This window comes from Streptomyces sp. TLI_55, assembly GCF_900206255.1.
Lineage (GTDB): Bacteria > Actinomycetota > Actinomycetes > Streptomycetales > Streptomycetaceae > Streptomyces > Streptomyces aquilus.
In genome coordinates this window covers 5,535,424-5,561,844 of record NZ_OAOJ01000001.1, presented here as the reverse complement: position 1 = coordinate 5,561,844, position 26,421 = coordinate 5,535,424, and the positions used below count along the sequence as shown (strand labels likewise).

Below are 26,421 nucleotides of genomic sequence, written 5' to 3'. Positions count from 1 at the left end.
GGACTCCCGTCAGACCTCTTCGACGCTGCTCGGCTCGCGCCGGGACAGGTCGATGCCGAGCTCCTCCGCAGCGCGGAAGACATCCTCGTCGGTGTCGCGCATCTCGATGGACATGCCGTCCGAGGACAGCACCTCCACGTTGAGGCACAGGGACTGCATTTCCTTGATGAGCACCTTGAAGGACTCGGGAATGCCGGGCTCGGGGATGTTCTCGCCCTTGACGATGGCCTCGTAGACCTTCACGCGGCCGGTGACGTCGTCGGACTTGATGGTCAGCAGCTCCTGGAGGGCGTACGCGGCGCCGTATGCCTCCAGCGCCCACACCTCCATCTCACCGAAGCGCTGGCCACCGAACTGAGCCTTACCACCCAGCGGCTGCTGGGTGATCATCGAGTACGGACCGGTCGAGCGGGCGTGCAGCTTGTCGTCGACCAGGTGGTGCAGCTTCAGGATGTACATGTAGCCGACCGAGATCGGGTCCGGGAACGGCTCACCGCTACGGCCGTCGAACAGCCGCGCCTTACCGGTCGGGAGCACCATGCGCTCGCCGTCGCGGTTCGGGATGGTGTGGTTCAGCAGACCCGCGAGCTCGTCCTCACGCGCACCGTCGAACACCGGGGTGGCGACGTTGGTGCCGGGGGCGACCTGGTCGGCACCGATGTTCTGGAGGCGCTGCGCCCACTCGTCGGCGAGACCGGAGACGTCCCAGCCGCGGCTGGCGAGCCAGCCGAGGTGGATCTCCAGGACCTGTCCCGGGTTCATTCGGGACGGCACACCGAGCGGGTTGAGGATGATGTCGACCGGGGTCCCGTCCTCGAGGAACGGCATGTCCTCGATGGGCAGGATCTTGGAGATGACACCCTTGTTGCCGTGTCGGCCGGCGAGCTTGTCACCGTCCGTGATCTTGCGCTTCTGCGCCACGTAGACACGAACCAGCTGGTTCACGCCCGGCGGCAGCTCGTCGCCTTCCTCACGGTCGAAGACGCGGACGCCGATGACCTTGCCGATCTCGCCGTGCGGCACCTTCAGGGAGGTGTCACGGACCTCGCGCGCCTTCTCACCGAAGATCGCGCGGAGCAGGCGCTCCTCGGGGGTCAGCTCGGTCTCACCCTTGGGCGTGACCTTGCCGACGAGGATGTCGCCGGCGACGACCTCGGCACCGATACGGATGATGCCGCGCTCGTCGAGGTCGGCGAGGACCTCCTCGGAGACGTTCGGGATGTCCCGGGTGATCTCCTCGGGGCCGAGCTTGGTGTCACGGGCGTCGACCTCGTGCTCCTCGATGTGGATCGAGGAGAGGACGTCGTCCTGCACGAGGCGCTGCGACAGGATGATCGCGTCCTCGTAGTTGTGACCCTCCCACGGCATGAACGCCACGAGCAGGTTCTTGCCCAGCGCCATCTCGCCGTTCTCGGTGGCCGGACCGTCGGCCAGGACCTGGCCCTCGATGATCCGGTCGCCCTCGTTGACGATGACCTTCTGGTTGACCGAGGTGCCCTGGTTGGAGCGGGCGAACTTGGCCAGGCGGTACGTGATGTACGTGCCGTCGTCGTTGGCCGTGGTGATGTAGTCCGCGGAGACCTCCTGGACCACACCCGCCTTCTCGGCCTTGACCACGTCGCCGGCGTCGACGGCGGAGCGGTACTCCATGCCGGTGCCGACGAGCGGGGACTCGGACTTAATCAGCGGCACGGCCTGACGCATCATGTTCGCGCCCATGAGGGCACGGTTGGCGTCGTCGTGCTCGAGGAACGGGATCATGGCGGTCGCGACCGACACCATCTGGCGCGGCGAGACGTCCATGTAGTCCACGTCGTCACCGGGGACGTAGTCGACCTCGCCGCCACGACGGCGGACCAGGACGCGGTTCTCGGTGAAGCGCAGGTCGTCGTCGAGCGTGGCGTTGGCCTGCGCGATGACGAATCGGTCCTCTTCGTCGGCCGTCAGGTAGTCGACCTCGTCGGTGACGACACCGTCGACGACCTTGCGGTACGGCGTCTCCACGAAACCGAACGCGTTGACGCGGCCGTAGGAGGCGAGCGAACCGATCAGACCGATGTTCGGGCCTTCGGGCGTCTCGATCGGGCACATACGGCCGTAGTGAGACGGGTGCACGTCACGGACCTCGAAGCCGGCCCGCTCACGGGACAGACCACCAGGGCCCAGCGCCGAGAGACGACGCTTGTGCGTCAGACCCGACAGCGGGTTGTTCTGGTCCATGAACTGCGACAGCTGGCTGGTGCCGAAGAACTCCTTGATGGAGGCGACGACCGGCCGGATGTTGATCAGGGTCTGCGGCGTGATCGCCTCGACGTCCTGGGTCGTCATGCGCTCGCGGACGACTCGCTCCATACGCGCCAGACCCGTACGGACCTGGTTCTGGATGAGCTCGCCGACGCTGCGCAGACGACGGTTGCCGAAGTGGTCGATGTCGTCGGTCTCGACGACGATCGACGTGCCGTTGTCCCCGACCGTCTCGGTCTCGCCCGCGTGCAGCTTCACCAGGTACTTGATCGTCGAGATGATGTCCTCGACGGTCAGGACGCCCGCGTCGAGCGGAGCCTCCGCACCCAGCTTCTTGTTGACCTTGTAGCGGCCGACCTTGGCGAGGTCGTAACGCTTCGGGTTGAAGTACAGGTTCTCCAGAAGCGTCTGCGCGGCCTCACGCGTGGGGGGCTCGCCCGGACGCAGCTTGCGGTAGATGTCGAGCAGCGCGTCGTCCTGGCCCTGGGTGTGGTCCTTCTCCAGGGTGGCGCGCATGGACTCGTACTCGCCGAACTCCTCCAGGATCTGCTCGGTCGTCCAACCGAGAGCCTTGAGCAGGACGGTCACGGACTGCTTGCGCTTGCGGTCGATGCGCACACCGACCATGTCGCGCTTGTCGATCTCCATCTCCAGCCAGGCACCCCGGGACGGGATGATCTTGGCGGAGAAGATGTCCTTGTCGGACGTCTTGTCGATCGAGGAGTCGAAGTAGACACCCGGCGAACGGACCAGCTGCGACACCACGACACGCTCGGTGCCGTTGATGACGAAGGTGCCCTTGTGGGTCATGAGCGGGAAGTCGCCCATGAAGACCGTCTGGGACTTGATCTCGCCGGTCTCGTTGTTGGTGAACTCAGCCGTCACGAAGAGCGGGGCCGCGTACGTGAAGTCGCGGTCCTTGCACTCGTCGATGCTGTTCTTCGGCGGCTCGAAACGGTGGTCGCGGAACGTCAGCGACATCGACCCGGAGAAGTCCTCGATCGGGGAGATCTCCTCGAAGATCTCCTCCAGACCGGACTTGGTGGGGACGTCCTGACCGGACTCGAGAGCCTCCTCGACCCGACTCTGCCAGGCGGTGTTCCCGAGCAGCCAGTCAAAGCTCTCGGTCTGCAGCGCGAGCAGGTTCGGAACCTCGAGAGGCTCCTTGATCTTTGCAAAGGAAATGCGCAGCGGGGCGGTGCTGGCGCCGTTGTTCGTATTCGCGGTCGAGGCGTTGCGCGAGGCGGCCAAGAGGGGGTCCTTCCGAGGGCTCGGACTCACTACGCGCGTACCGGTCCCTCTCCGGCGCATGAAGACACAAATCCCAGTTCAGGGAGTTTCGGTCGTCATTGCTGAGGTGAGGGCAGACCCCTGGTGACGGGCAGGGGACAGCTAACAGGCAGCGCAAAGGGTCAGTGTAGCCACTTGGCGCACTGATGTCCAGCCCCGATTTTCTTTGATCCTCGTCACCCTCAACGCCTTCGGCACGCTTGCCCTCAACGCACGTTGATACTGCCCTCTTCGTCGCCGATCCATGCCTCGGATTCGGACCGTTCTGGCGACGCGTCCTGAGAATTGCGCGCTGCGTGCGGTTCGTCAAGGCCTGTCTCGCCCAAACCGGTCGCCACCTGGGGTGCTCGGACGCACGGCGAAGATCACCATACCCCTCAGGTCCTCGGGTACAACTCAGCCGTCACTGGAACCCCGGGAACGCCGAAGAGCGACCACCCGGATGGATGATCGCTCTTCAGCGCTACTGCGTTACAGGCCACTCAGGCCTGCGAAAGGTCTTACTTGACCTCGACGGACGCGCCCGCGGCCTTGAGGGACTCGGCGGCCTTGTCAGCGGCCTCCTTGTTGACCTTCTCGAGGACCGGCTTCGGGGTGCCGTCGACGAGGTCCTTGGCCTCCTTCAGACCCAGGGAGGTCAGCTCACGCACGACCTTGATGACCTGGATCTTCTTCTCGCCGGCGCCGGTGAGGATGACGTCGAACTCGTCCTTCTCCTCGACGGCCTCGGCAGCGCCACCGGCACCACCGGCGGGGGCGGCAACGGCGACGGCCGCGGCGGCGGTGACGTCGAACTTCTCCTCGAACGCCTTCACGAACTCGGAGAGCTGGATGAGGGTCATGCCCTCGAACTCGGCGAGCAGTTCGTCCTGGGTGAGAGCCATGATGGCTTCCTTCCAAATCAATTCGGCTGGTGCCGGATGTACATGTCTGGCGGGCGTACGTTCGGCCCGCTACGACCACTTCCTGCGGCGGAGAGCCTCAGGCGGCGGTCATGATGCGAGCCGAGTTACTCGGCACCGCCCTGCTCGTCCTGCTTGGCACGAAGCGCGTCCACGGTGCGGACGAGCTTCGACGGGAGCGCCTGGAAGACCTGAGCAGCCTGAGTCTGCTTGCCCTTCAGAGCGCCCGCCAGCTTGGCGAGCAGAACCTCGCGGGACTCGAGGTCCGCGAGCTTCTTGATCTCGTCGGCGGACAGCGCCTTGCCGTCAAGGACACCGCCCTTGATGACGAGGTTCGGGTTGTCCTTGGCGAAGTCACGAAGACCCTTCGCCGACGTCACCGGGTCACCGGTGATGAAGGCGACCGCCGTCGGACCGTTGAACAGGTCGTCGAGCGTGTCGATCCCGGCCTCGTTGGCCGCGATCTTGGTCAGCGTGTTCTTCACCACGGCGTACTGGGCGTCGTCACCGAGCGAACGGCGCAGCGTCTTGAGCTGCGCCACGGTGAGACCCCGGTACTCGGTCAGCACAGCAGCGTTCGAGCTGCGGAACTGGTCCGCGAGCTCGGCTACCGCGGCAGCCTTGTCGGGCCTTGCCATAAGCGTGGCCTCCTTCCGGGTGATGAGGACCGCTCAGAAGGAGCTGCGAAAAACGAAACGCCCCGGCGCAGGCGCACGGGGCGTAGCTCAACCGTCAGGGACGAATCCAGAACGGGAGCAACTTCCACAGTCACCTACGCGGGTCGTCCGCGGTAATCAGCGGATCCTTCGGCCACCGCGCCCTCTCACGAGCACACGGCAACGACCAGCGGTCTTTGGCTTCTGAAGGAGAGTACGTGACCGGATCGCCGCGAGGCAAATCCGGTCGTACGGTGCTCAGCCGCTCTGGGCTTCCTTCAGCATCTCGGCGAGGTCGGCGGTGTCCTTGGCGGGCGGCGCCGTGACCGTGACCGGCTTGTTGATGTCGAGGAAGGTGATGGTCAGATCGAGCGTGCCCTTGTCGGCGGCGCCCTTCATGCGGAACTGCTTGGTGTGGTCCTCACCGTCGATCCACATGTCCATCGTGAGCTTGTCGACGCCCATCTTCTCGTACTGCTGGACGCTCTTCTCGCGCTTCTCGCGGGTCGCCTTGTCCTCGTCCTTGAAGGAGTCGCGGAGCGCGTCGAGAGTGAGGGTGCCGGTGTAGTGCGTGGTCTCGACCCCGTCGACCTTCTCGGTGCCGACCTTCTTCACGTCCTTGGCGCCGGTCATGAAGGTGGACTCGGCGGCCGGGTTCTGCTCGGCCTGTCCGGCGCCGGCGGCGCCCCCGCCGAGCTGCTCGTCGCTCAGCGCGGACATGTCGAACTTCATCCAGGTCTTGCCGTCCATCTCCTTGGCCAGCTCGGGGTTGCCCCCGATGTACATGGCCTTGTCGACGAGCCGGATCTCCGCGGAGCCGTCCTTGCCCTGGTCCAGCGCCGTCATCTTCATGCTCATGGCGATGCTGGGCTTGATCCGCATCGAGGCCTCGGCCTTGATGCGCCCCTGCTCCGGGTACTCACCGGTCATCCGGTAGCGCAGGGAGGAGATGTCGTCCGAGTTCTTCGCCGCCTTGGCCACCGCGGCGGCCGGCGTCATCTTCGGCGACTCCTCGGACTCCCCCTTGGAACAGCTCACCGCGCCGGCGGCGAGGGCCACGGCGGCCAGACCCACGCCGACCGTCCTACAGCGCGCGGAACGTCGTACGGAAAACCCCATCGATTCCCCCCAAGGAACGCGAGAAGTGCGACGACCATGGAGAACACATGGTCGATTCACAGCAGGATCGCGAGCCTAACCGATGGGGCGTAAGCGGTCTTGTGAATTCCGTGTGGCTCAGGAGGTGGTGCCGGCGACGGTGCCGCCCTGCTTCTCCAGGAGCGCCTTGAAGTCCTCCGTGTCGCTCGCCGGCGGCTTCTCGGCGGAGACCTTCACCCCGTAGTCGCTGTAGTAGGCGGTCTGGGTCAGCTCTCCGGTGGCCATCTGGCCCTTCTCCACCTTCTTGACCAGGAGGTCCTGGTCGTCGACCCAGATGTCGACGGTCTCGGTGGTGACCCCGGCCTGTTCGAGCTGCTTCTTCAGGTCGGCGAGCTGGCTGCCGCTGAGGCTGGAGTTCTTGCCGGCGAGGTCGGCGACGTCGACGGTGCCCGAGTAGTGCGTGGTGTCCTTGCCGCGGACCTTCTCCTCGCCGACCTTCTTCACGTCCCCGGAGGCCAGCAGGAGCTTCACCGACTGGTTGGGGGTGGTGTTCTGCATCTGGTCCTTGAGGTACGCGCCGGAGCCGCCCGCGAGGTCCGCGAGGTCGTCGTAGTCGTACCTGATCCAGTGCTTGCCGCCGGCCTGCTCGGCGAAGGCGTCGCCCATCTTCGCGTAGTAGGCGTCGGGGAGGTACCGGGCCTCCATCTTGGTGGTGCCCAGCTGGCGCATGGTGTCGGCCATGGAGCCGCCGGTGTACTCGATGGTGAGGGTGCCGGAGATGCCGTCGGCCCAGCCGAGGGCACCGTCGGCGGTCATGGACATCATCGAGCCCATGACGGTCGTGGACTCGACCTTTGCGGAGTCGGCGGCGTCGGTGGACTTCTCGGCCGAGCGCAGCGCGGCTATCGGGCTGACCTTGGTGACGCCCTTGCCGCTCCCCGAGGCCTGGTCGTCCTTGTCGGAGCCCCCCGAGCCCCCGTCCGAGGAACAGGCCGCCAGGCCCGTCAGCGCGGTCGTCGCGGCGATCGCGAGAGCCATCCGGCGCACACTCGTGCTCTTCATTCGTCCCACCCCTATGTGATTCCTGTCCCGCACGTTAGCGCGAGGCACTGACACACGTACCCGGAAAAAGGGACGGGCCCCGCACCTCGAAAGGTTGCGGGGCCCGTGACCTGACTTCGGTGAGCCTCAGGCTCAGACCGCGGCCGGGTCCTCCTCTACGAGGAGGTTGCGGGTGCGGTTCGGGTCGAGCGGAATGCCGGGGCCGATCGTGGTGCTGATCGCGGCCTTCTTGATGTAGCGACCCTTGGCGGCGGACGGCTTCAGACGGAGGATCTCCTCCAGCGCGGCGCCGTAGTTCTCCACCAGCTTGGCGTCGTCGAAGGACGTCTTGCCGATGATGAAGTGCAGGTTCGAGTGCTTGTCGACGCGGAACTCGATCTTGCCGCCCTTGATGTCGTTGACAGCCTTGGCGACGTCCGGGGTCACGGTGCCGGTCTTGGGGTTCGGCATGAGACCACGGGGGCCGAGGACGCGGCCGAGACGGCCGACCTTGCCCATGAGGTCCGGGGTGGCGACGACGGCGTCGAAGTCCAGGCGGCCCTTCGAAACCTCGTCGATGAGCTCGTCGGCGCCGACGATGTCGGCACCCGCGGCACGCGCGGCCTCGGCACGGTCGCCGGTCGCGAAGACCAGGACCCGGGCGGTCTTACCGGTGCCGTGCGGAAGGTTCACGGTGCCACGGACCATCTGGTCGGCCTTGCGCGGGTCGACACCCAGACGGAAGGCGACCTCGACGGTGCCGTCGAACTTGGTCGTGGAGGTCTCCTTGGCGAGACGGACGGCCTCGAGCGGGGCGTAGAGCTTGTCCCGGTCGACCTTGGCGTCCGCAGCGCGGAGAGACTTGCTGCGCTTGCTCACTACTTCTCCTGTGTATGTCTGAGGAGTCGTGGTCCGGGCCGAGCAGGCCCTACCACTTCTGCTACGTGCGGGAGTTGGGCTCAGCCCTCGACCGTGATGCCCATGGAACGGGCGGTGCCGGCGATGATCTTCGACGCGGCGTCCAGGTCGTTGGCGTTGAGGTCGGGGAGCTTGGTCGTGGCGATCTCACGGACCTGCGCCTCGGTGATCTTGGCGACCTTGGTCTTGTGCGGCTCGCCGGAGCCCTTCTCCACACCCGCTGCCTTGAGGATCATCTTGGCGGCCGGCGGCGTCTTGGTGACGAAGGTGAAGGAGCGGTCCTCGTAGACCGTGATCTCCACCGGGATCACCCAGCCACGCTGCGACTCGGTCGCGGCGTTGTACGCCTTGCAGAACTCCATGATGTTGACGCCGTGCTGGCCCAGCGCGGGGCCGACCGGCGGAGCCGGGTTGGCCGCACCGGCGTTGATCTGGAGCTTGATGAGCCCCGTGACCTTCTTCTTCTTGGGAGGCATGCTCTCTCCGGGTCCTTACTGAGAGTTGGTTACCACCTGCGTCATTCGGATGAATCATCAGGCAGATGGCATACCGCACAACGATAGCCGCTCTTCCCTCAGGACATGAAATCGGCAGCTCAGGACGGCGATGGTGCCGGTGACGACCATGGCGAGAAGGGCGGCCGACCTCGCAGTACGGCGACCAGCGTGCCCAGCGCGAAGATCAGCAGGATCACGACGGGCAGCGTGAGCGCGGCGGTGATGGCGCCGACGTATCCGTACCCGCCGTCCTCGGCGGCCCGGGTCGGGTCGGAGGGCAGATACCGGACGACGATCGGCCTGCCGTCCCGCGCGACCTTGTTCTCCCGGGTCTCGGTGAGGGCCGGGAGATCGGCCTCCACCCGCTTGCCGTCGACCACGAGCTCGACCCAGCAGCGGTGCCGCCAGCAGTTGGCGCCGTCGGCGTGGAAGGTCCCCACGGCGCGGACCCCGCCCTGCACCTCGGCCACCCGCTGCCACTGGGTGACGCCCACGAAGACCGGGGCGGCGGCGAAGACAGCCGCCAGCACGAAGAAGAGGAGGGGCACACGGAAACGCCGAAGGCGCCCCTGGCCGGAATCCGCCGGCGGGGCGCCCTCACTGCGTATGTCGGCCGACAAAGGGCCTGACTCAGTTCTTCTGGATCTGGTCGAAGGACAGCTCGACCGGGGTCTCGCGGCCGAAGATCTCGACGAGGCCCTTGACCTTCTTCGAATCGGCGTTGATCTCGTTGATCGTGGCCTGGAGGGTGGCGAAGGGGCCATCGGTGACGGTGACCGAGTCGCCGACCTCGAAGTCCAGGACCTGGACCTCGACCTTGCGGGCCGGAGCCGGCTTGCCCTCGGCCTCGGCGGCCTCGCGGGCGGCCTTCTCCTCGGCCTCCGGGGCGAGCATCTTGACGATCTCGTCCAGGGTCAGCGGGTACGGGTCGTAGGCGTTGCCCACGAAGCCGGTGACGCCGGGCGTGTTGCGGACGACACCCCAGGACTCGTTCGTCAGGTCCATGCGCACCAGCACGTAGCCGGGGAGCTTGTTCTGACGGATCGTCTTGCGGTCGCCGTTCTTGATCTGGACGACCTCTTCCTGCGGCACCTCGGCCTGGAAGATGTAGTCCTCGACGTTCAGCGAGACGGCGCGCTGCTCGAGGTTGGTCTTCACGCGGTTCTCGTAACCGGCGTAGGTGTGGATGACGTACCACTCGCCGGGGAGGGTGCGCAGTTCCTCGCGCAGGGCGACGACGGGGTCGACCGGCTCGGCCGGCTCCTCCTCGACAGCCTCTTCGTCTTCTTCGACGGCCTCTTCGACAGCCTCGACGTCGCCGCCGGACTCGTCCTCGGCGTCTTCGTCCTCGACGTGGAGGGCGGCTTCCTCGGCGGGGTCGCCCGCCTCTTCATCGGCAGCCTCGACCTCGTCCAGGTCCTCGTCCGCGCCCTCGACGATGTCGAGCTCGTCTTCCACGGACTCGTCCGGCTCGATGGCGTCGTTCAGGTTCTGGTCAGACACGGTGGCTGCTTCTTCCTGGATACATAGGGGTGGAACATGCGAAAGGGGCGCCGGTAACCACGGCGCCCTTCGCAACATTGCTCAGCCGAAGACGTACTTGGCAGCGTGGTTGAGTCCATAGTCAATCACGGTGACCAGGCCGATCATGACGATCACGAAGACGATCACCACGGTCGTGTAGGTCGTCAGCTGGCTGCGCGTAGGCCAGACGACCTTGCGAAGCTCTGCGACGATCTGCCGGTAGAAGATAGCGAGGCGCTTCAGCGGGCCCTTCTTGGCACGCTTGCCGCCCTTGCGGGCCTTCTTCTTCGACTCCTGCGCCTCGTCCTGGGCATCAGGCGTATCGATGGAGCCCACGGCGTCCGCCATTCGTCCTCACCTGTTCCCGGGTCGTGGCCGTGCCGCGCCCGGTCTGAGCCGCACGGCGGTGCATTGCTGTACGTACATGCGCACACATCCTGGCGAAGGTGTGTGTAGCAGGGCCGGAGGGACTTGAACCCCCAACCGCCGGTTTTGGAGACCGGTGCTCTACCAATTGAGCTACGACCCTTTGTGGTTCTCCCCAAACGTACCGCATCCGCCCGAGTGCTCGGTGTGCACCGGATGAGTGCGGCCGTTGTGAGGCCAACGAGGTGAGAGTGTACGTGCTCCGGAGCCCAGCGTCGAACAGAAAGGGCCTGTGGGGACCGCGACGGCCGAAGATCGTCCCGCCGACGGCCGCCCGGGCGCCGAAGATCACCCAGGCCACCGCGCCAATACCCCGGTGAATCCGGACGGTTGTTCAGTGGTTGTTCAGTCTGTGAAACCCGCGTGCCGGGGGCGTTTCCGGTCTGAAACGATGGGTCCATGAGCGCTGCAACCCCTCCCACCGAGCGCCGGGTCTCCGCCCGAGTCGGCGCGATCTCCGAGTCCGCCACCCTCGCCGTGGATGCCAAGGCCAAGGCCCTGAAGGCCGCCGGGCGCCCGGTGATCGGCTTCGGCGCCGGCGAGCCCGACTTCCCGACGCCGGACTACATCGTCGAGGCCGCCATCGAGGCCTGCAAGAACCCGAAGTACCACCGGTACACGCCGGCCGGCGGTCTCCCCGAGCTGAAGGCCGCGATCGCCGCGAAGACGCTCCGTGACTCCGGTTACGAGGTCGACGCGAGCCAGGTCCTCGTCACCAACGGCGGCAAGCAGGCCATCTACGAGGCCTTCGCCGCGATCCTCGACCCGGGCGACGAGGTCATCGTCCCGGCTCCGTACTGGACGACGTACCCGGAGTCGATCCGTCTCGCCGGCGGTGTCCCGGTGGAGGTCGTGGCCGACGAGACGACCGGCTACCGCGTCTCCGTCGAGCAGCTGGAGGCGGCGCGCACGGAGAACACGAAGGTCCTCCTCTTCGTCTCCCCGTCCAACCCGACCGGCGCCGTCTACACCCGCGCGCAGATCGAGGAGATCGGCCGCTGGGCCGCCGAGAAGGGCCTGTGGGTCCTGACCGACGAGATCTACGAGCACCTGGTCTACGGCGACGCCGAGTTCCACTCGCTGCCGGTGGTGGTGCCCGAGCTCGCCGACAAGACCATCGTCGTCAACGGTGTGGCGAAGACGTACGCCATGACGGGCTGGCGCGTGGGCTGGGTCATCGGTCCGAAGGACGTGGTCAAGGCCGCGACGAACCTCCAGTCGCACGCCACCTCGAACGTCTCCAACGTCGCTCAGGTGGCCGCCCTCGCCGCCGTCTCCGGCGACCTGTCGGCCGTCAAGGAGATGAAGGAGGCCTTCGACCGCCGCCGCAAGACGATCGTCCGGATGCTCAACGAGATCGACGGCGTCCTGTGCCCCGAGCCCGAGGGCGCGTTCTACGCCTACCCCTCGGTCAAGGCCCTGATCGGCAAGGAGATCCGCGGCAAGCGTCCGCAGGACACGGTCGAGCTGGCCGCGCTGATCCTGGAGGAGGCCGAGGTCGCGGTCGTCCCGGGTGAGGCCTTCGGTACGCCGGGCTATCTGCGGCTGTCGTACGCGCTGGGCGACGAGGACCTCGTCGAGGGTGTCAGCCGCATCCAGAAGCTGCTGGCGGAGGCGCGGGACTGACGTTCCGGTCCGTCGGAAGGGGCTCGCCTTGTCGAAGGCGGGCCCCTTTCTTTGCGCGACTCTTCGCGCGACCGTTTGTGCGAGCAAGACCACGTTCGGGGAAAGCGCTACCGGGACGACGGGGGCGTACGGCAGGATCGGCGAATGGAGCGTGTACGTGATGTCTCTGAGCTGCCGAAAGCCCATCTGCACCTGCACTTCACCGGGTCCATGCGGCCCGGGACGGTTCTGGAACTGGCCGACAAGTACGGGGTACGACTGCCCGACGCGCTGACGGAGGCGCTGACCAGCGGGGAGCCGCCGCGGCTGCGGGCCACGGACGAGCGGGGCTGGTTCCGGTTCCAGCGGCTCTACGACGCCGCGCGTTCGTGCCTCAGGCGGCCCGAGGACATCCAGCGGCTGGTGCGGGAGGCGGCCGAGGAGGACGTCCGGGACGGCTCGGGGTGGCTGGAGATCCAGGTCGACCCGACGTCGTACGCGCCACGCCTCGGCGGGCTGATCCCGGCGCTGGAGGTCATCCTCGACGCGGTGGAGACGACCTCGCGGGAGACCGGGCTCGGGATGCGGGTGCTGGTGGCGGCGAACCGGATGAAGCACCCGCTGGACGCGCGGACGCTGGCGCGCCTCGCGGTGCGGTACGCGGACCGGGGCGTCGTCGGCTTCGGGCTCTCGAATGACGAACGGCGCGGCATGGCGCGGGACTTCGACCGGGCCTTCGCCATCGCGCGCGACGCCGGGCTGCTGTCGGCCCCGCACGGCGGGGAGCTGGCGGGACCGTCCTCGGTGCGGGACTGTCTGGACGACCTCGACGCACACCGGATCGGGCACGGGGTGCGCGCCGCGGAGGACCCGCGGCTGCTGAAGCGGCTGGCCGACCGAGGGGTGACCTGCGAGGTCTGTCCGGCCTCGAACGTGGCGCTCGGCGTGTACGAGAAGCCGGAGGACGTGCCGCTGCGCACCCTGTTCGAGGCGGGCGTGCCGATGGCGCTCGGCGCCGACGACCCGCTGCTGTTCGGCTCCCGGCTCGCGGCACAGTACGAGATCGCCCGGCGGCATCACGGTTTCACGGACCGGGAGCTGGCGGAGCTGGCCCGGCAGTCGGTACGGGGTTCGGCGGCGCCGGAGGACGTGAAGGCGAAGCTGCTGGCGGGGGTCGACGACTGGCTCAGCCGACCGGTGTCCTGAGCTCGCGGGGGCTCAGGGGTGTTTTCGGAGCCCCCGGCCTCTTGAAGTGGGCATAGGGCGGATACGGCTTGAAGCAGATGTCCACCTCCAGCGGGTGCCCGCCGGTCCCGGGCGGCTCGGCGAGCGTGAAGGCCGTCATGAACGCCATGTGCCCCTTGACGACGTGCTTCTGAAGCGGTCCCCAACCGGCCGCGTAGGCGAACGCGGTGGCCATCTCGACGAAGAGGTCCCTGGTGCCGAAGAGGAAGAGCGTCCGCGCGTGGGTGGCGTGCCGCAGCTCGTCCCGGGCGTCCGCGTGGGACCGGCGGGTGCGCCAGGACTCCATGTCCCGCGCGGTGCGGGCCTCGTCGGTGCGTACGGTCAGCGGGGTGCCCCGGGTGAGACGGCGGCGCAGCTCGGGCCACTGGCTCGCGCGCAGGCCGGCGCTGTCGTGGGCCAGGACGAGGTCGACGCGTTCGCCCCATCCCTCGTCGGGCGGGACGCCGCCACGCAGCGGGACGTGGACGATCGTGTGGCGCGAGTAGGCGGCGAAGGAGAACAGGCCTGCCAGTTGGTTCAGCCCGTCGTGGTCGCCGAGCAGCAGGCCGATGGGGTCGGGGGCGGTCAGTGAGGTGTGGCGCAGGGGCCGGCGGGGCTGGACGATCCGGTACTCGTGGGGGCCGGTCCTGGGTCTGAACTGGCGCAGCCTCAGCCGCATACGCGTTCCATCATGGCCTCAGCGTCTTCCTTCATGGCCTCAGGGTTGCGGGCTGCCGGGTTCCTCCGCAACGGAGATTCCGCCGAGGAGGGTTCTGGCGAGGCGGGTCGCGAACTCGTCGACGGGCGGCCTGGCGCCGGTCTCGGTGGCGTCGTAGGCGAAGGCCCGCTGGGCGCAGGCGCCGAGGAGCAGGGAGGCGGCGGCGAAGGTGTCGGCGTCGGGGCGGACCCGGCCCGCCGTCTGTTCGGCGCGGAGGTAGGTCTCCAGGTTCTCGATCGGCCTGTGGGGACCCGCGCCGATCGTCCGCAGGGCGTCGTCGTGCCGCCGCTTGAGCTGGGTCTCGGCGTACAGGGAGGCGGCGATCGGGAAGCTCTGCTCGTAGAAGAGGGAGGCTTGGCGGGCGATCTCGGTGAGGTTGCCCTCCAGGGTGCCTCTGCCGGGCTCCGCGGCGAGGCTGTTGAGCAGCGGGGTGAGCTGCGGCAGTCGCTCGGAGAGGACCTGGACGAACAGGTCTTCCTTGCTGTCGAAGTACTTGTAGAGGGCCGCCTCGGAGCAGTCGGCCGCCCTGGCGATCTCCTTGGTGGTGGCGCGGGCCAGCCCGACGGTGAGCATCAGCTCGTGGGCGGCGTCGAGGATGCGGAGGCGGGCGGGCCTGTTCTCCATGGGGGTGTCCAAGCCTTCTTTCATCTTTTCCGTACGGCCTTGACGGGTGGGTGAGTGCTTACCCACTCTAGAAGGAGCCAAAGGTGAGTGAATACTCACCCACCTGTTCTCACGAACGCATGGGGGTCCCATGAAACTCACCGTTTTCGGCGCCACCGGAGGCATCGGCAAGGAGATCGTCAGGCAGGCCCTCGGCTCGGGTCACGAGGTCACGGCCGTCGTCCGCGATCCGGCGCGGCTGAACGTCACCGGCGAAGGCCTGGAGGTGTTCCGCGCGGACCTGACGGATCCGGAGGCGGTACGGTCCGCCGTCGCCGGCCGGGACGCGGTGCTGTCCGGCCTCGGCGCGCGCAGCACCAAGGACGCGGGGATCGCCACCCGCCTCACCCGCACGGTCCTGGCGGCCATGGAGGCGGAGGACGTACGGCGGCTGCTGGTGGTCAGCGCCGCGCCTGTCGGACCCGCGCCCGAGCACGACGGTCTCCTGGACCGGGGGATGCGGGGCCTGGTCTCGGCGCTCCTCAAGAACGTCTACGCCGACCTGCGCGAGATGGAGACCGAGCTGGCGCGCAGCAGTACGGACTGGACGTCGGTACGGCCGCCGCGGCTGCAGAACAAGCCGGTGAGCGGGGTCTATCGGACAGTGGTCGGGGGCTTCCCGGCGAAGGGGCGGTTCGCGGGGCGGGCGGATGTGGCCCACGCGATGCTGTCGATGATCGACGATGCGGGGACGGTGAAGCAGGGGGTGGGCGTGGCGTACTGAGCTGGTGAGCTGGTGAGCCCTACAGGCTGACGCCGACCGTCACCGGCTCGTTGACCAGGGTGACGCCGAAGGTGCTGCGCACACCGGCGACCACCTCGCGGGCGAGGGCGAGGAGGTCCTCCGTGGTCGCCTCGCCGCGGTTGGTGAGGGCGAGGGTGTGCTTGGTGGAGATGCGGGCGGGGCCGGTGCCGTAGCCCTTGGTGAAGCCGGCCTTGTCGATCAGCCAGGCCGCGGAGGTCTTGGTGTGGCCGGGGCCGGCGGGGTAGGCGGGCGGTTCGGCGTCGGGGCCGAGGTGCTGCTTCACGCGCGCGTGGAAGGCGGCGAAGTCGGCGTCCGTGAGGATCGGGTTGGTGAAGAAGGAGCCGGCCGACCAGGTGTCGTGGTCGTCGGGGTCCAGGACCATGCCCTTGCCCGCGCGCAACTTCAGTACGGTCGCGCGGGCGTCGGCGAGGGGGACGCGGTCGCCGGGTTCGACGCCGAGGGCGCGGGCGGTCTCGGCGTACTTGAGGGGGGCGGAGAGGCCGCCGGCGTCCTCGAGCTCGAAGCGGACGCGGAGGACGACGTACCGGTCGGGGTCGGCCTTGAAGCGGCTGTGCCGGTACGAGAAGGCGCAGTCGGCGTTGGTGAGGGTGACGGTGTCGCGGGTGACGCGGTCGTAGGCGATCACCTGGGTGATCGTGGCGGAGACCTCTTGGCCGTAGGCGCCCACGTTCTGGATGGGGGTGGCCCCGGCGGAGCCGGGAATGCCGGCGAGGCACTCGATACCGGCGAGCCCGGCGTCGACGGTGCGGGCGACGGCGTCGGTCCAGACCTCACCGGCGGCGAGTTCCAGGCGGGTGCCGTCGAGTTCGATGCCCTTGGTGGCGATGAGCAGGGCGGTCCCGTCGAAGCCCTTGTCGCCGATGACGAGGTTCGATCCGCCGCCGATGAGCAGGAGGGGCGTACCGGTGTCGTCGGCCTCGCGGACGGCTGCGATCACCTCGGCGTCGGTGGTGGCGGTGACCAGCCGGGTGGCGGGGCCGCCGAGACGGAAGGTGGTGAGCGGGGCGAGGGGGGCGTCGTGTCGTTCCTGCACGGGTCAAGGGTACGTGGGCGCTACCGCTGGGCCGCGCGGTGCGGGTTGGGTGTGGGTCGGGGCCGCGCCGGTCACCTATAAAGGGTCGCCCGTGCTGACGCGCCAACCGCTGGGCCCGGCAACGCCCTGAGGGGCGCGGGGAACTGCGCGACCAGCCACGACGCACCCGCACCCGCCCACCCAGCCTGTCTGGCGTTCGGGGGTCCAGGGGGCGGCGCCCCCTGGCGGGGTCGAAAAGGCAGCGCCCCTGGGGATGGGAACGGGTAAGGGCGGCGGGGGCGAAAACCGCTCGGCCCGCACCAACCCCGGGCGCCGAGCATGCGAACGGCCCCGCCCCCCATCAGAGGGGCGGAGCCGCCGGCCCACACTCAGGCCGCGACCGTCTCGCGCACCGACGTCGCGTCCTCCACCGTCACGTCCCGTCCGGCCCGCCCCCGCGGAATCAGCAGCGCCGCAACACCCGCCAGCGCCACAACCGCCGCCCCGGTCACCAGCGCGGGCCGCAGCCCCTCGACGAACGTCTGCCCGGTCTCGTATCCCCCCTGCGCGGAGAAGATCGACCCCATGATCGCGATCCCCAGCGCGCCGCCCACCTCACGCAGCGCGTTGTTCGCTCCGGAAGCGATCCCCTGCTCCGATTGCCGCACGCTGGACATGACCAGGTTGGAGGCGGGGGCGAAGAACAGCCCCATGCCGATTCCGCTGATGATCAGACCGGGCAGCTGGATGCTGTACGACGCGTCGACGGTGATGACCGACGCCAGGTACGCGAGCCCCGCCGCCTGGAAGAAGAGGCCGGTGGCGACCACGGGGCGGCCGCCGATCCGGTCCGAGAGGATGCCGGCGATCGGCGCGACGAGCATCGGCATGCCCGTCCACGGCAGCATCCGCAGCCCCGCCTCGGTCGGCGAGTATCCGAGCACCCCCTGCATGTACTGGCTGAGCAGGAAGATCGACCCGAACATGCCCAGGAACATCAGCAGGCTGGCCGCGTTGATGCCGGAGAAGGCCCGCGAGCGGAACAGCCGCATCGGCAGCATGGGGTTCTTGGCGCGGGTGCTGTAGATCACGAAGCCGGCGAGGAGCGCGGCCCCCGCGAACAGCGCGGTGAGGACCAGGCCGTCCGTCCAGCCGTCCGCCGGGCCGCGGACCAGGCCGTAGACGATCCCGAAGAGGCCGCCGCTGGCGAGCAGCGTGCCGGGGATGTCGAGCGGGGCACCGGTGCCGTGGGACTCGGCGAGGCGGAGTCGGGCCAGGGGCAGCAGGGCGACGCCCAGCGGAACGTTCAGCCAGAAGATCCACTGCCAGGAGATGTGCTCGGTCAGGCTCCCGCCGATCAGCGGTCCGGAGGCCACGGCGAGTCCGTTCACCGCGCCCCAGATGCCGTACGCCATCCCGCGCTTGGCGGCGGGCACGGCTGCGGTGAGCAGGGTGAGCGTCAGCGGCATCATGATCGCCGCCCCTACGCCCTGGACCGCGCGGGCCGCGATGAGGCTGTCGATGCCGGGCGCGAGGGCCGCTCCCGCGGAGGCGGCGGTGAAGATCGTCAGGCCGGTCAGGAAGAGCCGTCGGCGGCCGAAGCGGTCGCCGAGCGCCGCGCCGAACATGAGGAGGACGGCGAAGGTGAGGGTGTAGGCGCTCACCGTCCATTCCAGGTCGTGCAGCCCGCCCCCGAGGTCCTCGCGGATGGAGGGCAGGGCGGTGGTGACGACGAGGTTGTCGAGGGCCGCCATGAACCCGGCGACGCTGGTGATGACGAGGGCCCAGACCACTCCCCCGGGTGACGTCTTCTGTGCGACTTGCTGTGACATTGCTCCCCCAGAGCTCCCAGATAGTTATCGATTACTAACTTTCACGCCCATGAAAAGGCGCCGATGACGCCTCGTGGCTCACTTGTGCAGCCGACCCGTGGCCCGCGCCGACGGGTACAGCCCTTCCCACACCCGGTGCTCGGGCGGAAACCCCATCGCGACCAGGCAGTTGATGAGCATCCCGTACGCCAGGAAGTTCGTCGTCTCGCCCGCGTCGGCGCCCAGCGGCAGATGGACCGTGTCCCACAGCCGCATCCAGCCCTCCCGGACCGCCGCGCCGAACTCGTGGTCGCCCTCCTCCTCGGCGGCACCCACGGCGACGTACATCTGCATCTGCATCAGCAGCTGTTCCGGATGCTCCGCGATGACCTTGGTGTACGCGTTCGCCATGGCATGCAGGGCCTCTTCGCCCTGGAGCCCCTTGGCGGCCTCGTCGAAGGTGCGGATGGTTTCCTCCACGCACCGCCCCGCCGCCGCCAGGAAGATCGCTTTCTTGCCGGGAAAGAGCCGGAAGAGATACGGCTGCGAGACCCCGACCCGCTTGGCGATCGCCTCGGTCGACGTGCCGTGGTAACCGCCGCGGGCGAACTCGATCGTCGCCGCGCGGATCACGCTCTCGCGCCTCTCCTCTGCGCTCATCCTGACCATGTTCAGTAAGTTAGTACTTAATCACTAACTACGTCAAGAGGGTGCGCGACGGAGAAAGAGGTAAGGGGCGCCCCGCCATGGAGGGCGCCCCTTACTCGGCATGCTGTCCGTCAGGCCAGCCGTACGACCGCCCGGGACATCCCCAGCACCTTCTGCCCGGCGCTGGTCGCGGTCAGGTCCACGCGGACCGTGTTGTCGTCGAGCTTGGCCGCGACCTTGCCGCTGACCTCGATCACGGCCCCCTGGTCGTCGTTCGGGACGACTACGGGCTTGGTGAAGCGGACGCCGTACTCGGCGACGGCCCCCGGGTCGCCGACCCAGTCCGTCACCACGCGGATCGCCTCGGCCATGGTGAACATGCCGTGCGCGATGACGTCCGGCAGCCCGACCTCCTTGGCGAACTTCTCGTTCCAGTGGATCGGGTTGAAGTCCCCCGAGGCGCCCGCGTACTGGACGAGGGTGGCGCGGGTCACGGGAAAGGTCTGGGCGGGCAGCTCGGTGCCGACCTCGACGTCGTCGTATGCGATCTTCGCCGTCATCGTCTTCCTCACGCCTCCTCGGCCGCGCGCGCGACGAGCTTGGTCCAGGCGGTCACCACGTGCTCGCCGGCCTCGTCGTGGACCTCGCCGCGGATGTCCAGGATGTCGTTGCCCGCCATTGACTTGATCGCCTCGATGGTGGAGGTGACCGTCAGCCGGTCGCCCGCGCGGACCGGGCGGGTGTAGGCGAACTTCTGGTCGCCGTGCACCACGCGGCTGTAGTCCAGGCCCAGTTGCGGGTCGGCGATGACCTGGCCCGCGGCCCGGAAGGTGATGGAGAACACGAAGGTCGGCGGGGCGATCACATCGGGGTGACCGAGCGCCTTGGCGGCGTCCGGGTCGGTGTACGCCGGGTTGGCGTCCCCCACGGCCTCCGCGAACTCACGGATCTTCTCCCGGCCCACCTCATAGGGGTCGGTGGGCGGGTAGGTCCGCCCCACGAAGGACTGGTCGAGCGCCATGGACTCGGCACCTCCTGATCGCTGGGTACTGGCTACTGGGTTCGGGATACGGGCCGTATCGGCAGCACTGGGGTACTGGGGTACTGGCTGGTATCGGCCCATGAACGACGCGAGGCCGCCCCCCTGACTGCTGGGGGCGGCCTCGCGTACGAGCCTGATTTATCGCGTCTCGCGGTGCGCGGTGTGCGCGTTGCAACGCGGGCAGTGCTTCTTCATCTCCAGTCGGTCCGGGTTGTTACGCCGGTTCTTCTTGGTGATGTAGTTCCGCTCCTTGCACTCCACGCAGGCCAGCGTGATCTTCGGGCGGACGTCGGTGGCAGCCACGTGAGTGCTCCTTGACGAACGGATAGGACTGATTTAACGCAAAGAAGAGTAGCCGATCGAAGGACCGACCCCACAATCGGCTACTGTCAGTAGCGGTGACCGGACTTGAACCGGTGACACAGCGATTATGAGCCGCTTGCTCTACCGACTGAGCTACACCGCTGAGATGCGATCCGCCCCCGCCTTGCGACGGGAACTTCACACACCAGAGCCCCAATACGGAATCGAACCGTAGACCTTCTCCTTACCATGGAGACGCTCTGCCGACTGAGCTATTGGGGCGAGCGATGAAGACATTACACGGTCCCCAGCGGTTCACCCAAATCCGTTTCGAGGCCCCGCCCGCGCCCGCTCCGGCGCCCTTCCCACCAGCCTCCGAGGCCCCTCCCGTACGGCGGACCACACCCGGACCACATCAGTACGACTATTGCGCTCCTCCGCGCCGCGAGCGGATCGCCACCCTAGGCTCGACTCACTCTCCGTGATCTTGCGTCCCCGCCACGAGCCTTGACCTTGAGCCCCTGGAGCGCGATGCCCGACAGCCAGCCGCAGCCGCCCCCCTCGTCGTCCTCGTCCGGCGCCTCCGACACCACCTCACTGCTGCTGTGCGGCGCACGGCTGACCGACGGCAGGACCGTGGACGTACGGCTCGGAGGCGGGCGCATCGAGGCGGTGGGCACGGCGGGCAGTCTGGCGACGGACGGCACGCGCGCGTGCGGGACACACGTGGACCTGAGCGGCTATCTGCTCCTCCCGGCCCCCGCCGAGCCGCACGCACACGGCGACACCGCCCTCTCCGCCGACACCGGCGGGCCGGTCTCGTACGACCCCCAGGACGTCCAGCGCCGCGCGACCGAGGCCGCGCTGCTCCAACTCGGGCACGGGGCCACCGCGTTGCGGGCCCATGTGCGGGTGGGCGACGTCCAGGGGCTGGGCGCGCTCGCCGCCGTGCTCCAGGCCCGGCGCTCGCTGCGCGGGCTCACCGAGCTGACGACGGTGGCGATGCCACGGCTGCTGACCGGCGTGGCCGGGGCGGAGGGGCTCGCGATGCTGCGGGACGCGGTGAAGATGGGTGCCTCGGTGGTCGGCGGCTGCCCCGACCTCGACCCGGACCCCACCGGCTATGTCCAGGCGGTCCTGGACGTGGCCTCCGAGCACGGCTGCCCGGTCGACCTCCACACCGACGCCGGCGACCCCGCCCGCCTGTCCCGCCTCGCCGCCATGGCCGGCGGCCTGCGTCCCGGCGTCACCCTGAGCCCCTGCGGCAGCCTGGGCCGCCACCCCTCCGAGATCACCTCCCGCACCGCCGACCAGCTCGCCGCGGCCGGCGTGACGGTCGTATGCCTGCCGCAGGGCGGCTGCGGGGGCGTGGAACGGCGCGGCACGGCTCCCGTACGGCTGCTGCGCGCGGCGGGTGTGCGGGTGGCGGCCGGGAGCGGCGCGCTGCGGGACGTGTCCAACCCGGTGGGCCGCGGGGACCCGTTGGAGGCGGCGTACCTCCTGGCCTCGCGGCACGGCCTGCGTCCCGAGGACGCGTACGACACCGTCAGCACGTCCGCGCGCGCCGCGCTGGGGCTGCCCGAGGTGCGCGTGGAGGCGGGTTTCCCGGCCGAGCTGCTCGCGGTGCGCGGGGAAGGGCTGGCGGGGGCGCTGTCGCTCGCCTACAGCCGCATCGTGGTGCATCGGGGGCGGGTGGTGGCGCGGACGAGCGCGGTACGGGAGTTCTGCGACTCGGCGGCTGCGGTGGAGTTGGGGTTGCCTCGGCAGGGGCGGGTTGAGCCGTCGTAGGGGGTGGTGGGGCGTGGCCGTAGGGATGGGCGATGGGGGTGTGGGTGTGGGCTCGAGTGCGGGTGTGGGCGGCCTCGCTCGGGCAGGAGCGTGGGTGGCGGCGGTCGGGCGCGAGCGTGGGTGGCGGCGGTAGCGGCGGTGGCGGTGGGTGCCGATTTGGCCGGGGCGAGGGGGTGTCGGGTGCCGTCGTAATGGCCGGTGTGGAGGTCAACTCCCCCGGCCGGCGCGGTCGTACGCCTGATACGGCCCCGTGCCGGACACAGCCGTACGGCGAATGTCGGCGTACCGGCGTACGGTCGAAGGCATGCGCATCGTCATCGCTGGTGGTCATGGTCAGATCGCGTTGCGGCTGGAGCGCCTGCTCGCCGCGCGTGGGCACGAGGTCGCGGGCATCATCCGCAAGGCGGAACAGGGTGAGGACCTGCGGGAAGCCGGTGCCGAACCGGTCCTGCTGGATCTGGAGTCCGCCTCCGTCGAGGAGGTCGCGGCGCATCTGCAGGGCGCGGACGCGGCGGTCTTCGCGGCGGGCGCGGGCCCGGGCAGCGGCGTGGCCCGCAAGGACACGGTGGACAAGGGCGCCGCGGTGCTGTTCGCGGACGCTGCGGTCCGGGCTCGCGTACGGCGTCACGTGGTCGTGTCGTCGATGGGCGCCGATCCCGAGCACAAGGGCGACGACGTCTTCGACGTCTATCTGCGGGCCAAGGGCGAGGCGGACCGGTACGTCCGCGGCCTGGACGCCCTGGACTGGACGATCCTGCGCCCCGGCCAGCTGACGAACGACGCCGGCACGGGTCTCGTACGTCTGGAGGTCCACACCGGCCGTGGCCCGATCCCGCGCGACGACGTGGCCGCCGTACTGGCGGAGCTGCTGGAGACGCCGGCGACGGCCGGTCTGACCCTGGAACTGGTCGGCGGGTCGGTGCCGGTTTCGGTGGCGGTGAAGTCGGTCGCCGGGAACTGAGGGCGGGGGGCCTGGGACGGCGGCGCGGGCGGGGTCCGAGGGGGCCTTTGCGGGTGCCGGGCCCGTGGCTAGAACAGCTGCATCTGCCCGGGGAACTCGGGAACTGCGTAGCCGTCCAACGCGGGCTGTGCGGCTCCCAGTTGGGCGGAGCGGCGGGAGCCCGTGCAGGACGTGAGTTCGCCGTTCTCCCGGGCCCCGGGCGGGTCGTGCCGCGCGAAGCGCCCGGCGACCACGGCGATCTCGCGCTGACATTCGGGGCAGTTTCTGCGACGGCTGGACATGGGGTCAGTGTGCCCCGGACGAGCGTTCGCCCCACATCGTGAGGCACATCACCACTCGCTTTCCTCGCGATCCCCAGGCATACGAAGAGACCCCCTCCAGTCTGCGTTTCCGCAGTTCGGAGGGGGTCTTCCCCAGTGTGGCGGCGCCAGGATTCGAACCTGGGAAGGCTGAGCCGGCAGATTTACAGTCTGCTCCCTTTGGCCGCTCGGGCACACCGCCGGGTTTTGCTGCCCTTCGAACCGCTTTTCGGCGGTGCTCCGTGGCAACGACGTAAACAATACCCGATGGAGAGGGGTGCTTCGCCACCCGATTGATCAGCGCTCGGGGGACGCCGGGTGGCTAGGCTTGTCCGGATGCGGCCCGGGAACTGTGCCCGGCTCGGCGGCAGCCCCACGCACGCCGAACGCACCCGGTACGCACCCCGATACGCACCCCGATACAAGGAGCCACAGGACATGGCCGACTCCAGTTTCGACATCGTCTCGAAGGTCGAGCGGCAGGAGGTCGACAACGCCCTCAACCAGACCGGCAAGGAGATCTCCCAGCGCTACGACTTCAAGGGCGTCGGCGCCTCCATCTCGTGGTCCGGCGACAAGATCCTGATGGAGGCGAACTCCGAGGACCGGGTGAAGGCCGTTCTCGACGTCTTCCAGTCCAAGCTGATCAAGCGCGGCATCTCGCTGAAGGCCCTGGACGCCGGCGAGCCGCAGCTGTCCGGCAAGGAGTACAAGATCTTCGCGTCGATCGAGGAGGGCATCTCCCAGGAGAACGCGAAGAAGGTGGCGAAGATCATCCGCGATGAGGGCCCGAAGGGCGTGAAGGCCCAGGTCCAGGGCGACGAGCTGCGCGTCAGTTCCAAGAGCCGCGATGACCTTCAGGCCGTCATCAGCCTGCTCAAGGGCAAGGACTTCGACTTCGCCCTGCAGTTCGTGAACTACCGGTAGTCCACGGCTGATTCACGGCCTGTGCCGTGTCGTACGCCCTGTCGTACGCCCTGTCATGCGAGGAAGGGTGGACACCTGGCCGGTGCCCACCCTTCTCACCTGCTGGCTGCGGTCCGGGGGTGGATCAGTCGCGCGAGTTGCCGAACAGGATGCGGTAGCCGATCAGGAGCACGAGAGAGCCTCCGATCGCCGCGGCCCAGGTCGTGCCGTCGTAGAAGTCCTTCGTGATCGGGTGGTCCAGCCAGCGGGACGAGATCCAGCCGCCGATGAACGCACCCGCGATGCCGATGACGGTCGTGCCGATGAAGCCGCCCGGGTCGCGGCCCGGCAGCAGGAACTTGGCGATGGCTCCGGCCAGAAGCCCCAGGATGATCCAACCGATGATGCTCATGCCCTGAACCTGCCCTTCCGCGCTGCGTCTGCACGGTCCCGGCCCTGTGATCTACGTCCGGTCGGACTGTGCGCCTGGGCGGGTGCGCGGGTGCGTCCCCACTTCGGCGGCAGCGCGAGTTCGTGCCGTGTTGATGAAGAGGACGTCACGGGTGCACCGGTTGGTTGCACTGCTCAGTAGGGTGCGGCGCATGGCACCTTCCCCACCCCTTTCCGGATCGGATTCGGAACTGCGACGCACCCTCGGCGTGGGCGACGCCGTCGTCATCGGGCTGGGTTCGATGATCGGGGCCGGTATCTTCGCCGCGCTCGGCCCCGCGGCGCGCGCGGCCGGTTCCGGACTGCTGATCGGGCTGGCGGTCGCCGCGGTGGTCGCCTACTGCAACGCCACCTCGTCGGCACGGCTGGCCGCGCTGTATCCGGCCTCGGGCGGTACCTATGTGTACGGCAGGGAGCGGCTCGGTCCTTTCTGGGGTTACCTCGCGGGCTGGTCGTTCGTCGTCGGTAAGACGGCCTCCTGTGCGGCGATGGCGCTCACCGTGGGCACGTACGTCTGGCCGGGGCAGGCGCACGCCGTGGCGGTCGCGGCGGTCGTGGCGCTGACCGCGGTGAACTACGGCGGTGTTCAGAAGTCTGCTTTGCTCACGCGGGTGATCGTGGCGGTCGTGCTCGCTGTCCTCGCTTCCGTCGTGGTCGTGTGCCTGGGGTCGGGGGCTTCCGATGCCGGGCGGCTGAGCAGCGGGGCCTCCGGCGGTGCGGGCGGCGTGCTGGAGGCCGCCGGTCTGCTGTTCTTCGCGTTCGCGGGGTACGCGCGTATCGCAACCCTCGGGGAGGAGGTGCGGGATCCCGCGCGCACCATCCCCCGCGCGATCCCGCTGGCTCTCGGGATCGCGCTGGCCGTGTACGCGTGTGTGGCCGTTGCTGTCCTTTCTGTGCTGGGGGCTGAGGGTCTCGGGCAGGCCGGTGCACCGCTGACCGACGCCGTGCGGGCGGCCGGGGTGCCGGGGTTGGTGCCGGTGGTCAGGGTCGGCGCTGCCGTGGCCGCGCTGGGCTCGCTGCTCGCGCTGATCCTGGGTGTCTCACGGACGACGCTGGCCATGGCGCGTGACCGACATCTGCCCGGCGCCCTGGCGGCTGTGCACCCGCGTTTTCAGGTGCCGCATCGGGCGGAGCTGGCCGTGGGCGCGGTGGTCGCGGTGCTGGCCGCCACGGTGGACGTGCGGGGCGCTATCGGGTTCTCCTCCTTCGGGGTGCTGGCGTACTACGCGGTGGCCAACGCCTCGGCCTGGACGCTCGATTCGGCTCCGGCGGCACGGGCGGTGCCGGCGGTGGGGCTTCTCGGGTGCGTGGTACTGGCGTTCGCGTTGCCGGGGGTGTCGGTTGTCGTGGGCGCGGGTGTGCTGGTTGTGGGTGTGGTGGCGTACGGAGTGCGGCGACGGGTGGGCAGGGCATCGCGGTAGGGCGGTGGGGCGGCGAGGACGGCTGGCGCTCCGAAGAGGGTGGCTCTGGACCGGCGTTCAGCGCTTTGGCGGGGTTGACGCCGTGCCGTGGTGCTCGATCTCTGATGAAGTGCGGGCCCACAGGCGGGCGTTGCGCATCCTGGCTGCTGCCCCCTGTGCCCGCATCTGCTCGTGCGCGGTCATGTGTTCATGATGCAGGCGGGCACTG

General features: G+C 68.8%; 27 protein-coding genes and 4 tRNA genes. 7 read left to right on the top strand and 24 right to left on the bottom strand.

Features of this window, described 5'->3' with window-relative positions; genetic code table 11:
* Nucleotides 1-9: 9 nt before the first annotated feature.
* From rpoB to CRP56_RS25640, 11 genes are all read right to left on the bottom strand, one after another.
* A complete protein-coding gene (gene rpoB / locus CRP56_RS25695; protein ID WP_097267789.1) occupies nt 10-3,495 on the bottom strand; it encodes a DNA-directed RNA polymerase subunit beta in 3,486 nt (1,161 codons plus the stop codon).
* A 539-nt stretch (nt 3,496-4,034) separates the two neighbouring features.
* Entirely contained in the window at nt 4,035-4,421 is a 387-nt protein-coding gene (rplL, locus tag CRP56_RS25685) for a 50S ribosomal protein L7/L12 (protein ID WP_097274460.1), read from the bottom strand.
* A 122-nt stretch (nt 4,422-4,543) separates the two neighbouring features.
* Nucleotides 4,544-5,074: a 50S ribosomal protein L10 gene (gene rplJ, locus CRP56_RS25680; protein WP_097267787.1), complete on the bottom strand. Its 531-nt coding sequence runs from the start codon at nt 5,072-5,074 to the stop codon at nt 4,544-4,546.
* A 276-nt stretch (nt 5,075-5,350) separates the two neighbouring features.
* Entirely contained in the window at nt 5,351-6,211 is an 861-nt protein-coding gene (locus tag CRP56_RS25675; protein ID WP_097267785.1) for a DUF1396 domain-containing protein, read from the bottom strand.
* Between the two features lie 117 nt (nt 6,212-6,328).
* Nucleotides 6,329-7,252 carry a hypothetical protein gene (locus tag CRP56_RS25670; protein WP_097267783.1) on the bottom strand — a complete coding sequence of 308 codons (924 nt, stop codon included), beginning with the start codon at nt 7,250-7,252 and terminating at the stop codon, nt 6,329-6,331.
* Between the two features lie 132 nt (nt 7,253-7,384).
* Nucleotides 7,385-8,110, bottom strand: a complete 726-nt coding sequence (rplA, locus tag CRP56_RS25665) for a 50S ribosomal protein L1 (RefSeq protein ID WP_097267780.1) — start codon at nt 8,108-8,110, stop codon at nt 7,385-7,387.
* A gap of 80 nt (nt 8,111-8,190) precedes the next feature.
* Nucleotides 8,191-8,625 (bottom strand): 50S ribosomal protein L11, encoded by a 435-nt coding sequence (rplK, locus tag CRP56_RS25660; protein ID WP_005481290.1) that lies wholly within the window; start codon nt 8,623-8,625, stop codon nt 8,191-8,193.
* Between the two features lie 119 nt (nt 8,626-8,744).
* The gene (locus tag CRP56_RS25655) at nt 8,745-9,194 is read right to left on the bottom strand and encodes a DUF3592 domain-containing protein (protein ID WP_097267778.1); all 450 of its coding nucleotides are present in this window, start codon (nt 9,192-9,194) and stop codon (nt 8,745-8,747) included.
* Nucleotides 9,195-9,276: 82 nt separating this feature from the next.
* Nucleotides 9,277-10,149, bottom strand: a complete 873-nt coding sequence (nusG, locus tag CRP56_RS25650; RefSeq protein WP_097267776.1) for a transcription termination/antitermination protein NusG — start codon at nt 10,147-10,149, stop codon at nt 9,277-9,279.
* A gap of 81 nt (nt 10,150-10,230) precedes the next feature.
* Nucleotides 10,231-10,518 (bottom strand): preprotein translocase subunit SecE, encoded by a 288-nt coding sequence (secE, locus tag CRP56_RS25645; RefSeq protein ID WP_059192926.1) that lies wholly within the window; start codon nt 10,516-10,518, stop codon nt 10,231-10,233.
* Between the two features lie 108 nt (nt 10,519-10,626).
* Nucleotides 10,627-10,699: transfer RNA gene (locus tag CRP56_RS25640), tRNA-Trp, on the bottom strand.
* A 296-nt stretch (nt 10,700-10,995) separates the two neighbouring features.
* Between CRP56_RS25640 and CRP56_RS25635 the strand changes: the two genes are divergently transcribed.
* A complete protein-coding gene (locus CRP56_RS25635) occupies nt 10,996-12,222 on the top strand; it encodes a pyridoxal phosphate-dependent aminotransferase (RefSeq protein ID WP_097267774.1) in 1,227 nt (408 codons plus the stop codon).
* A gap of 144 nt (nt 12,223-12,366) precedes the next feature.
* On the top strand, nt 12,367-13,407 hold the full coding sequence (locus CRP56_RS25630) for an adenosine deaminase (protein WP_097267772.1): 1,041 nt from the start codon (nt 12,367-12,369) through the stop codon (nt 13,405-13,407).
* Here CRP56_RS25630 and CRP56_RS25625 read toward each other — a convergent pair.
* The gene (locus CRP56_RS25625; protein WP_097267770.1) at nt 13,388-14,104 is read right to left on the bottom strand and encodes a hypothetical protein; all 717 of its coding nucleotides are present in this window, start codon (nt 14,102-14,104) and stop codon (nt 13,388-13,390) included. The genes CRP56_RS25630 and CRP56_RS25625 overlap by 20 nt on opposite strands.
* A 39-nt stretch (nt 14,105-14,143) precedes the next feature.
* On the bottom strand, nt 14,144-14,767 hold the full coding sequence (locus CRP56_RS25620; RefSeq protein WP_097267768.1) for a TetR/AcrR family transcriptional regulator: 624 nt from the start codon (nt 14,765-14,767) through the stop codon (nt 14,144-14,146).
* Nucleotides 14,768-14,897: 130 nt separating this feature from the next.
* Here CRP56_RS25620 and CRP56_RS25615 point away from each other — a divergent pair, with 130 nt between their 5' ends.
* A complete protein-coding gene (locus tag CRP56_RS25615) occupies nt 14,898-15,530 on the top strand; it encodes an NAD(P)-dependent oxidoreductase (protein ID WP_097267766.1) in 633 nt (210 codons plus the stop codon).
* Nucleotides 15,531-15,549: 19 nt separating this feature from the next.
* On the opposite strand, the gene CRP56_RS25610 is transcribed toward CRP56_RS25615, so the two are convergent.
* From CRP56_RS25610 to CRP56_RS25575, 8 genes are all read right to left on the bottom strand, one after another.
* On the bottom strand, nt 15,550-16,605 hold the full coding sequence (locus tag CRP56_RS25610) for a UDP-N-acetylmuramate dehydrogenase (protein WP_097267763.1): 1,056 nt from the start codon (nt 16,603-16,605) through the stop codon (nt 15,550-15,552).
* 368 nt (nt 16,606-16,973) lie between these two features.
* On the bottom strand, nt 16,974-18,416 hold the full coding sequence (locus tag CRP56_RS25605) for an MFS transporter (RefSeq protein ID WP_097267761.1): 1,443 nt from the start codon (nt 18,414-18,416) through the stop codon (nt 16,974-16,976).
* A gap of 78 nt (nt 18,417-18,494) precedes the next feature.
* Nucleotides 18,495-19,064: a TetR/AcrR family transcriptional regulator gene (locus CRP56_RS25600; protein WP_179851115.1), complete on the bottom strand. Its 570-nt coding sequence runs from the start codon at nt 19,062-19,064 to the stop codon at nt 18,495-18,497.
* A 110-nt stretch (nt 19,065-19,174) separates the two neighbouring features.
* The gene (locus tag CRP56_RS25595) at nt 19,175-19,603 is read right to left on the bottom strand and encodes a MaoC family dehydratase (RefSeq protein WP_097267757.1); all 429 of its coding nucleotides are present in this window, start codon (nt 19,601-19,603) and stop codon (nt 19,175-19,177) included.
* A gap of 8 nt (nt 19,604-19,611) precedes the next feature.
* The gene (locus CRP56_RS25590; RefSeq protein ID WP_097267755.1) at nt 19,612-20,064 is read right to left on the bottom strand and encodes a MaoC family dehydratase N-terminal domain-containing protein; all 453 of its coding nucleotides are present in this window, start codon (nt 20,062-20,064) and stop codon (nt 19,612-19,614) included.
* A gap of 159 nt (nt 20,065-20,223) precedes the next feature.
* Nucleotides 20,224-20,388 carry a 50S ribosomal protein L33 gene (rpmG, locus tag CRP56_RS25585; RefSeq protein WP_003948671.1) on the bottom strand — a complete coding sequence of 55 codons (165 nt, stop codon included), beginning with the start codon at nt 20,386-20,388 and terminating at the stop codon, nt 20,224-20,226.
* 90 nt (nt 20,389-20,478) lie between these two features.
* Nucleotides 20,479-20,551, bottom strand: a tRNA-Met gene (locus CRP56_RS25580).
* Nucleotides 20,552-20,597: 46 nt separating this feature from the next.
* Nucleotides 20,598-20,670 (bottom strand) — tRNA-Thr (locus CRP56_RS25575).
* Nucleotides 20,671-20,919: 249 nt separating this feature from the next.
* On the opposite strand from CRP56_RS25575, the gene CRP56_RS25570 reads away from it, so the two are divergent.
* Nucleotides 20,920-22,176 (top strand): amidohydrolase family protein, encoded by a 1,257-nt coding sequence (locus tag CRP56_RS25570; RefSeq protein WP_097267753.1) that lies wholly within the window; start codon nt 20,920-20,922, stop codon nt 22,174-22,176.
* Nucleotides 22,177-22,480: 304 nt separating this feature from the next.
* On the top strand, nt 22,481-23,137 hold the full coding sequence (locus CRP56_RS25565) for an NAD(P)H-binding protein (RefSeq protein ID WP_097274458.1): 657 nt from the start codon (nt 22,481-22,483) through the stop codon (nt 23,135-23,137).
* Nucleotides 23,138-23,205: 68 nt separating this feature from the next.
* Here CRP56_RS25565 and CRP56_RS25560 read toward each other — a convergent pair whose 3' ends face one another.
* Both CRP56_RS25560 and CRP56_RS25555 read right to left on the bottom strand, forming a co-directional pair.
* Nucleotides 23,206-23,418 (bottom strand): hypothetical protein, encoded by a 213-nt coding sequence (locus CRP56_RS25560; RefSeq protein ID WP_097267751.1) that lies wholly within the window; start codon nt 23,416-23,418, stop codon nt 23,206-23,208.
* 138 nt (nt 23,419-23,556) lie between these two features.
* Nucleotides 23,557-23,638, bottom strand: a tRNA-Tyr gene (locus CRP56_RS25555).
* Nucleotides 23,639-23,874: 236 nt separating this feature from the next.
* Here CRP56_RS25555 and CRP56_RS25550 point away from each other — a divergent pair.
* The gene (locus tag CRP56_RS25550; protein ID WP_079312080.1) at nt 23,875-24,363 is read left to right on the top strand and encodes a YajQ family cyclic di-GMP-binding protein; all 489 of its coding nucleotides are present in this window, start codon (nt 23,875-23,877) and stop codon (nt 24,361-24,363) included.
* 124 nt (nt 24,364-24,487) lie between these two features.
* Here CRP56_RS25550 and CRP56_RS25545 read toward each other — a convergent pair whose 3' ends face one another.
* Complete coding sequence (locus tag CRP56_RS25545) at nt 24,488-24,754, bottom strand: GlsB/YeaQ/YmgE family stress response membrane protein (protein WP_097267749.1); 267 nt, start codon at nt 24,752-24,754, stop codon at nt 24,488-24,490.
* A gap of 190 nt (nt 24,755-24,944) precedes the next feature.
* On the opposite strand from CRP56_RS25545, the gene CRP56_RS25540 reads away from it, so the two are divergent.
* Entirely contained in the window at nt 24,945-26,213 is a 1,269-nt protein-coding gene (locus CRP56_RS25540) for an APC family permease (protein ID WP_097267747.1), read from the top strand.
* Nucleotides 26,214-26,421 lie beyond the last annotated feature (208 nt).

Bases quoted from the DNA above. Each gene is read 5' to 3' on its own strand.
- CRP56_RS25615 (WP_097267766.1), top strand. From the start codon at position 14,898: ATGAAACTCACCGTTTTCGGCGCCACCGGAGGCATCGGCAAGGAGATC.
- CRP56_RS25545 (WP_097267749.1), bottom strand. From the start codon at position 24,754: ATGAGCATCATCGGTTGGATCATCCTGGGGCTTCTGGCCGGAGCCATC.
- CRP56_RS25565 (WP_097274458.1), top strand. From the start codon at position 22,481: ATGCGCATCGTCATCGCTGGTGGTCATGGTCAGATCGCGTTGCGGCTG.
- CRP56_RS25540 (WP_097267747.1), top strand. From the start codon at position 24,945: ATGGCACCTTCCCCACCCCTTTCCGGATCGGATTCGGAACTGCGACGC.
- CRP56_RS25635 (WP_097267774.1), top strand. From the start codon at position 10,996: ATGAGCGCTGCAACCCCTCCCACCGAGCGCCGGGTCTCCGCCCGAGTC.
- CRP56_RS25620 (WP_097267768.1), bottom strand. From the start codon at position 14,767: ATGGAGAACAGGCCCGCCCGCCTCCGCATCCTCGACGCCGCCCACGAG.
- rplJ (WP_097267787.1), bottom strand. From the start codon at position 5,074: ATGGCAAGGCCCGACAAGGCTGCCGCGGTAGCCGAGCTCGCGGACCAG.
- CRP56_RS25560 (WP_097267751.1), bottom strand. From the start codon at position 23,418: ATGTCCAGCCGTCGCAGAAACTGCCCCGAATGTCAGCGCGAGATCGCC.
- CRP56_RS25590 (WP_097267755.1), bottom strand. From the start codon at position 20,064: ATGGCGCTCGACCAGTCCTTCGTGGGGCGGACCTACCCGCCCACCGAC.
- CRP56_RS25670 (WP_097267783.1), bottom strand. From the start codon at position 7,252: ATGAAGAGCACGAGTGTGCGCCGGATGGCTCTCGCGATCGCCGCGACG.
- secE (WP_059192926.1), bottom strand. From the start codon at position 10,518: ATGGCGGACGCCGTGGGCTCCATCGATACGCCTGATGCCCAGGACGAG.
- CRP56_RS25625 (WP_097267770.1), bottom strand. From the start codon at position 14,104: ATGCGGCTGAGGCTGCGCCAGTTCAGACCCAGGACCGGCCCCCACGAG.
- CRP56_RS25570 (WP_097267753.1), top strand. From the start codon at position 20,920: ATGCCCGACAGCCAGCCGCAGCCGCCCCCCTCGTCGTCCTCGTCCGGC.
- CRP56_RS25600 (WP_179851115.1), bottom strand. From the start codon at position 19,064: ATGGTCAGGATGAGCGCAGAGGAGAGGCGCGAGAGCGTGATCCGCGCG.
- rplK (WP_005481290.1), bottom strand. From the start codon at position 8,625: ATGCCTCCCAAGAAGAAGAAGGTCACGGGGCTCATCAAGCTCCAGATC.
- CRP56_RS25675 (WP_097267785.1), bottom strand. From the start codon at position 6,211: ATGGGGTTTTCCGTACGACGTTCCGCGCGCTGTAGGACGGTCGGCGTG.
- CRP56_RS25595 (WP_097267757.1), bottom strand. From the start codon at position 19,603: ATGACGGCGAAGATCGCATACGACGACGTCGAGGTCGGCACCGAGCTG.
- CRP56_RS25550 (WP_079312080.1), top strand. From the start codon at position 23,875: ATGGCCGACTCCAGTTTCGACATCGTCTCGAAGGTCGAGCGGCAGGAG.
- CRP56_RS25605 (WP_097267761.1), bottom strand. From the start codon at position 18,416: ATGTCACAGCAAGTCGCACAGAAGACGTCACCCGGGGGAGTGGTCTGG.
- CRP56_RS25630 (WP_097267772.1), top strand. From the start codon at position 12,367: ATGGAGCGTGTACGTGATGTCTCTGAGCTGCCGAAAGCCCATCTGCAC.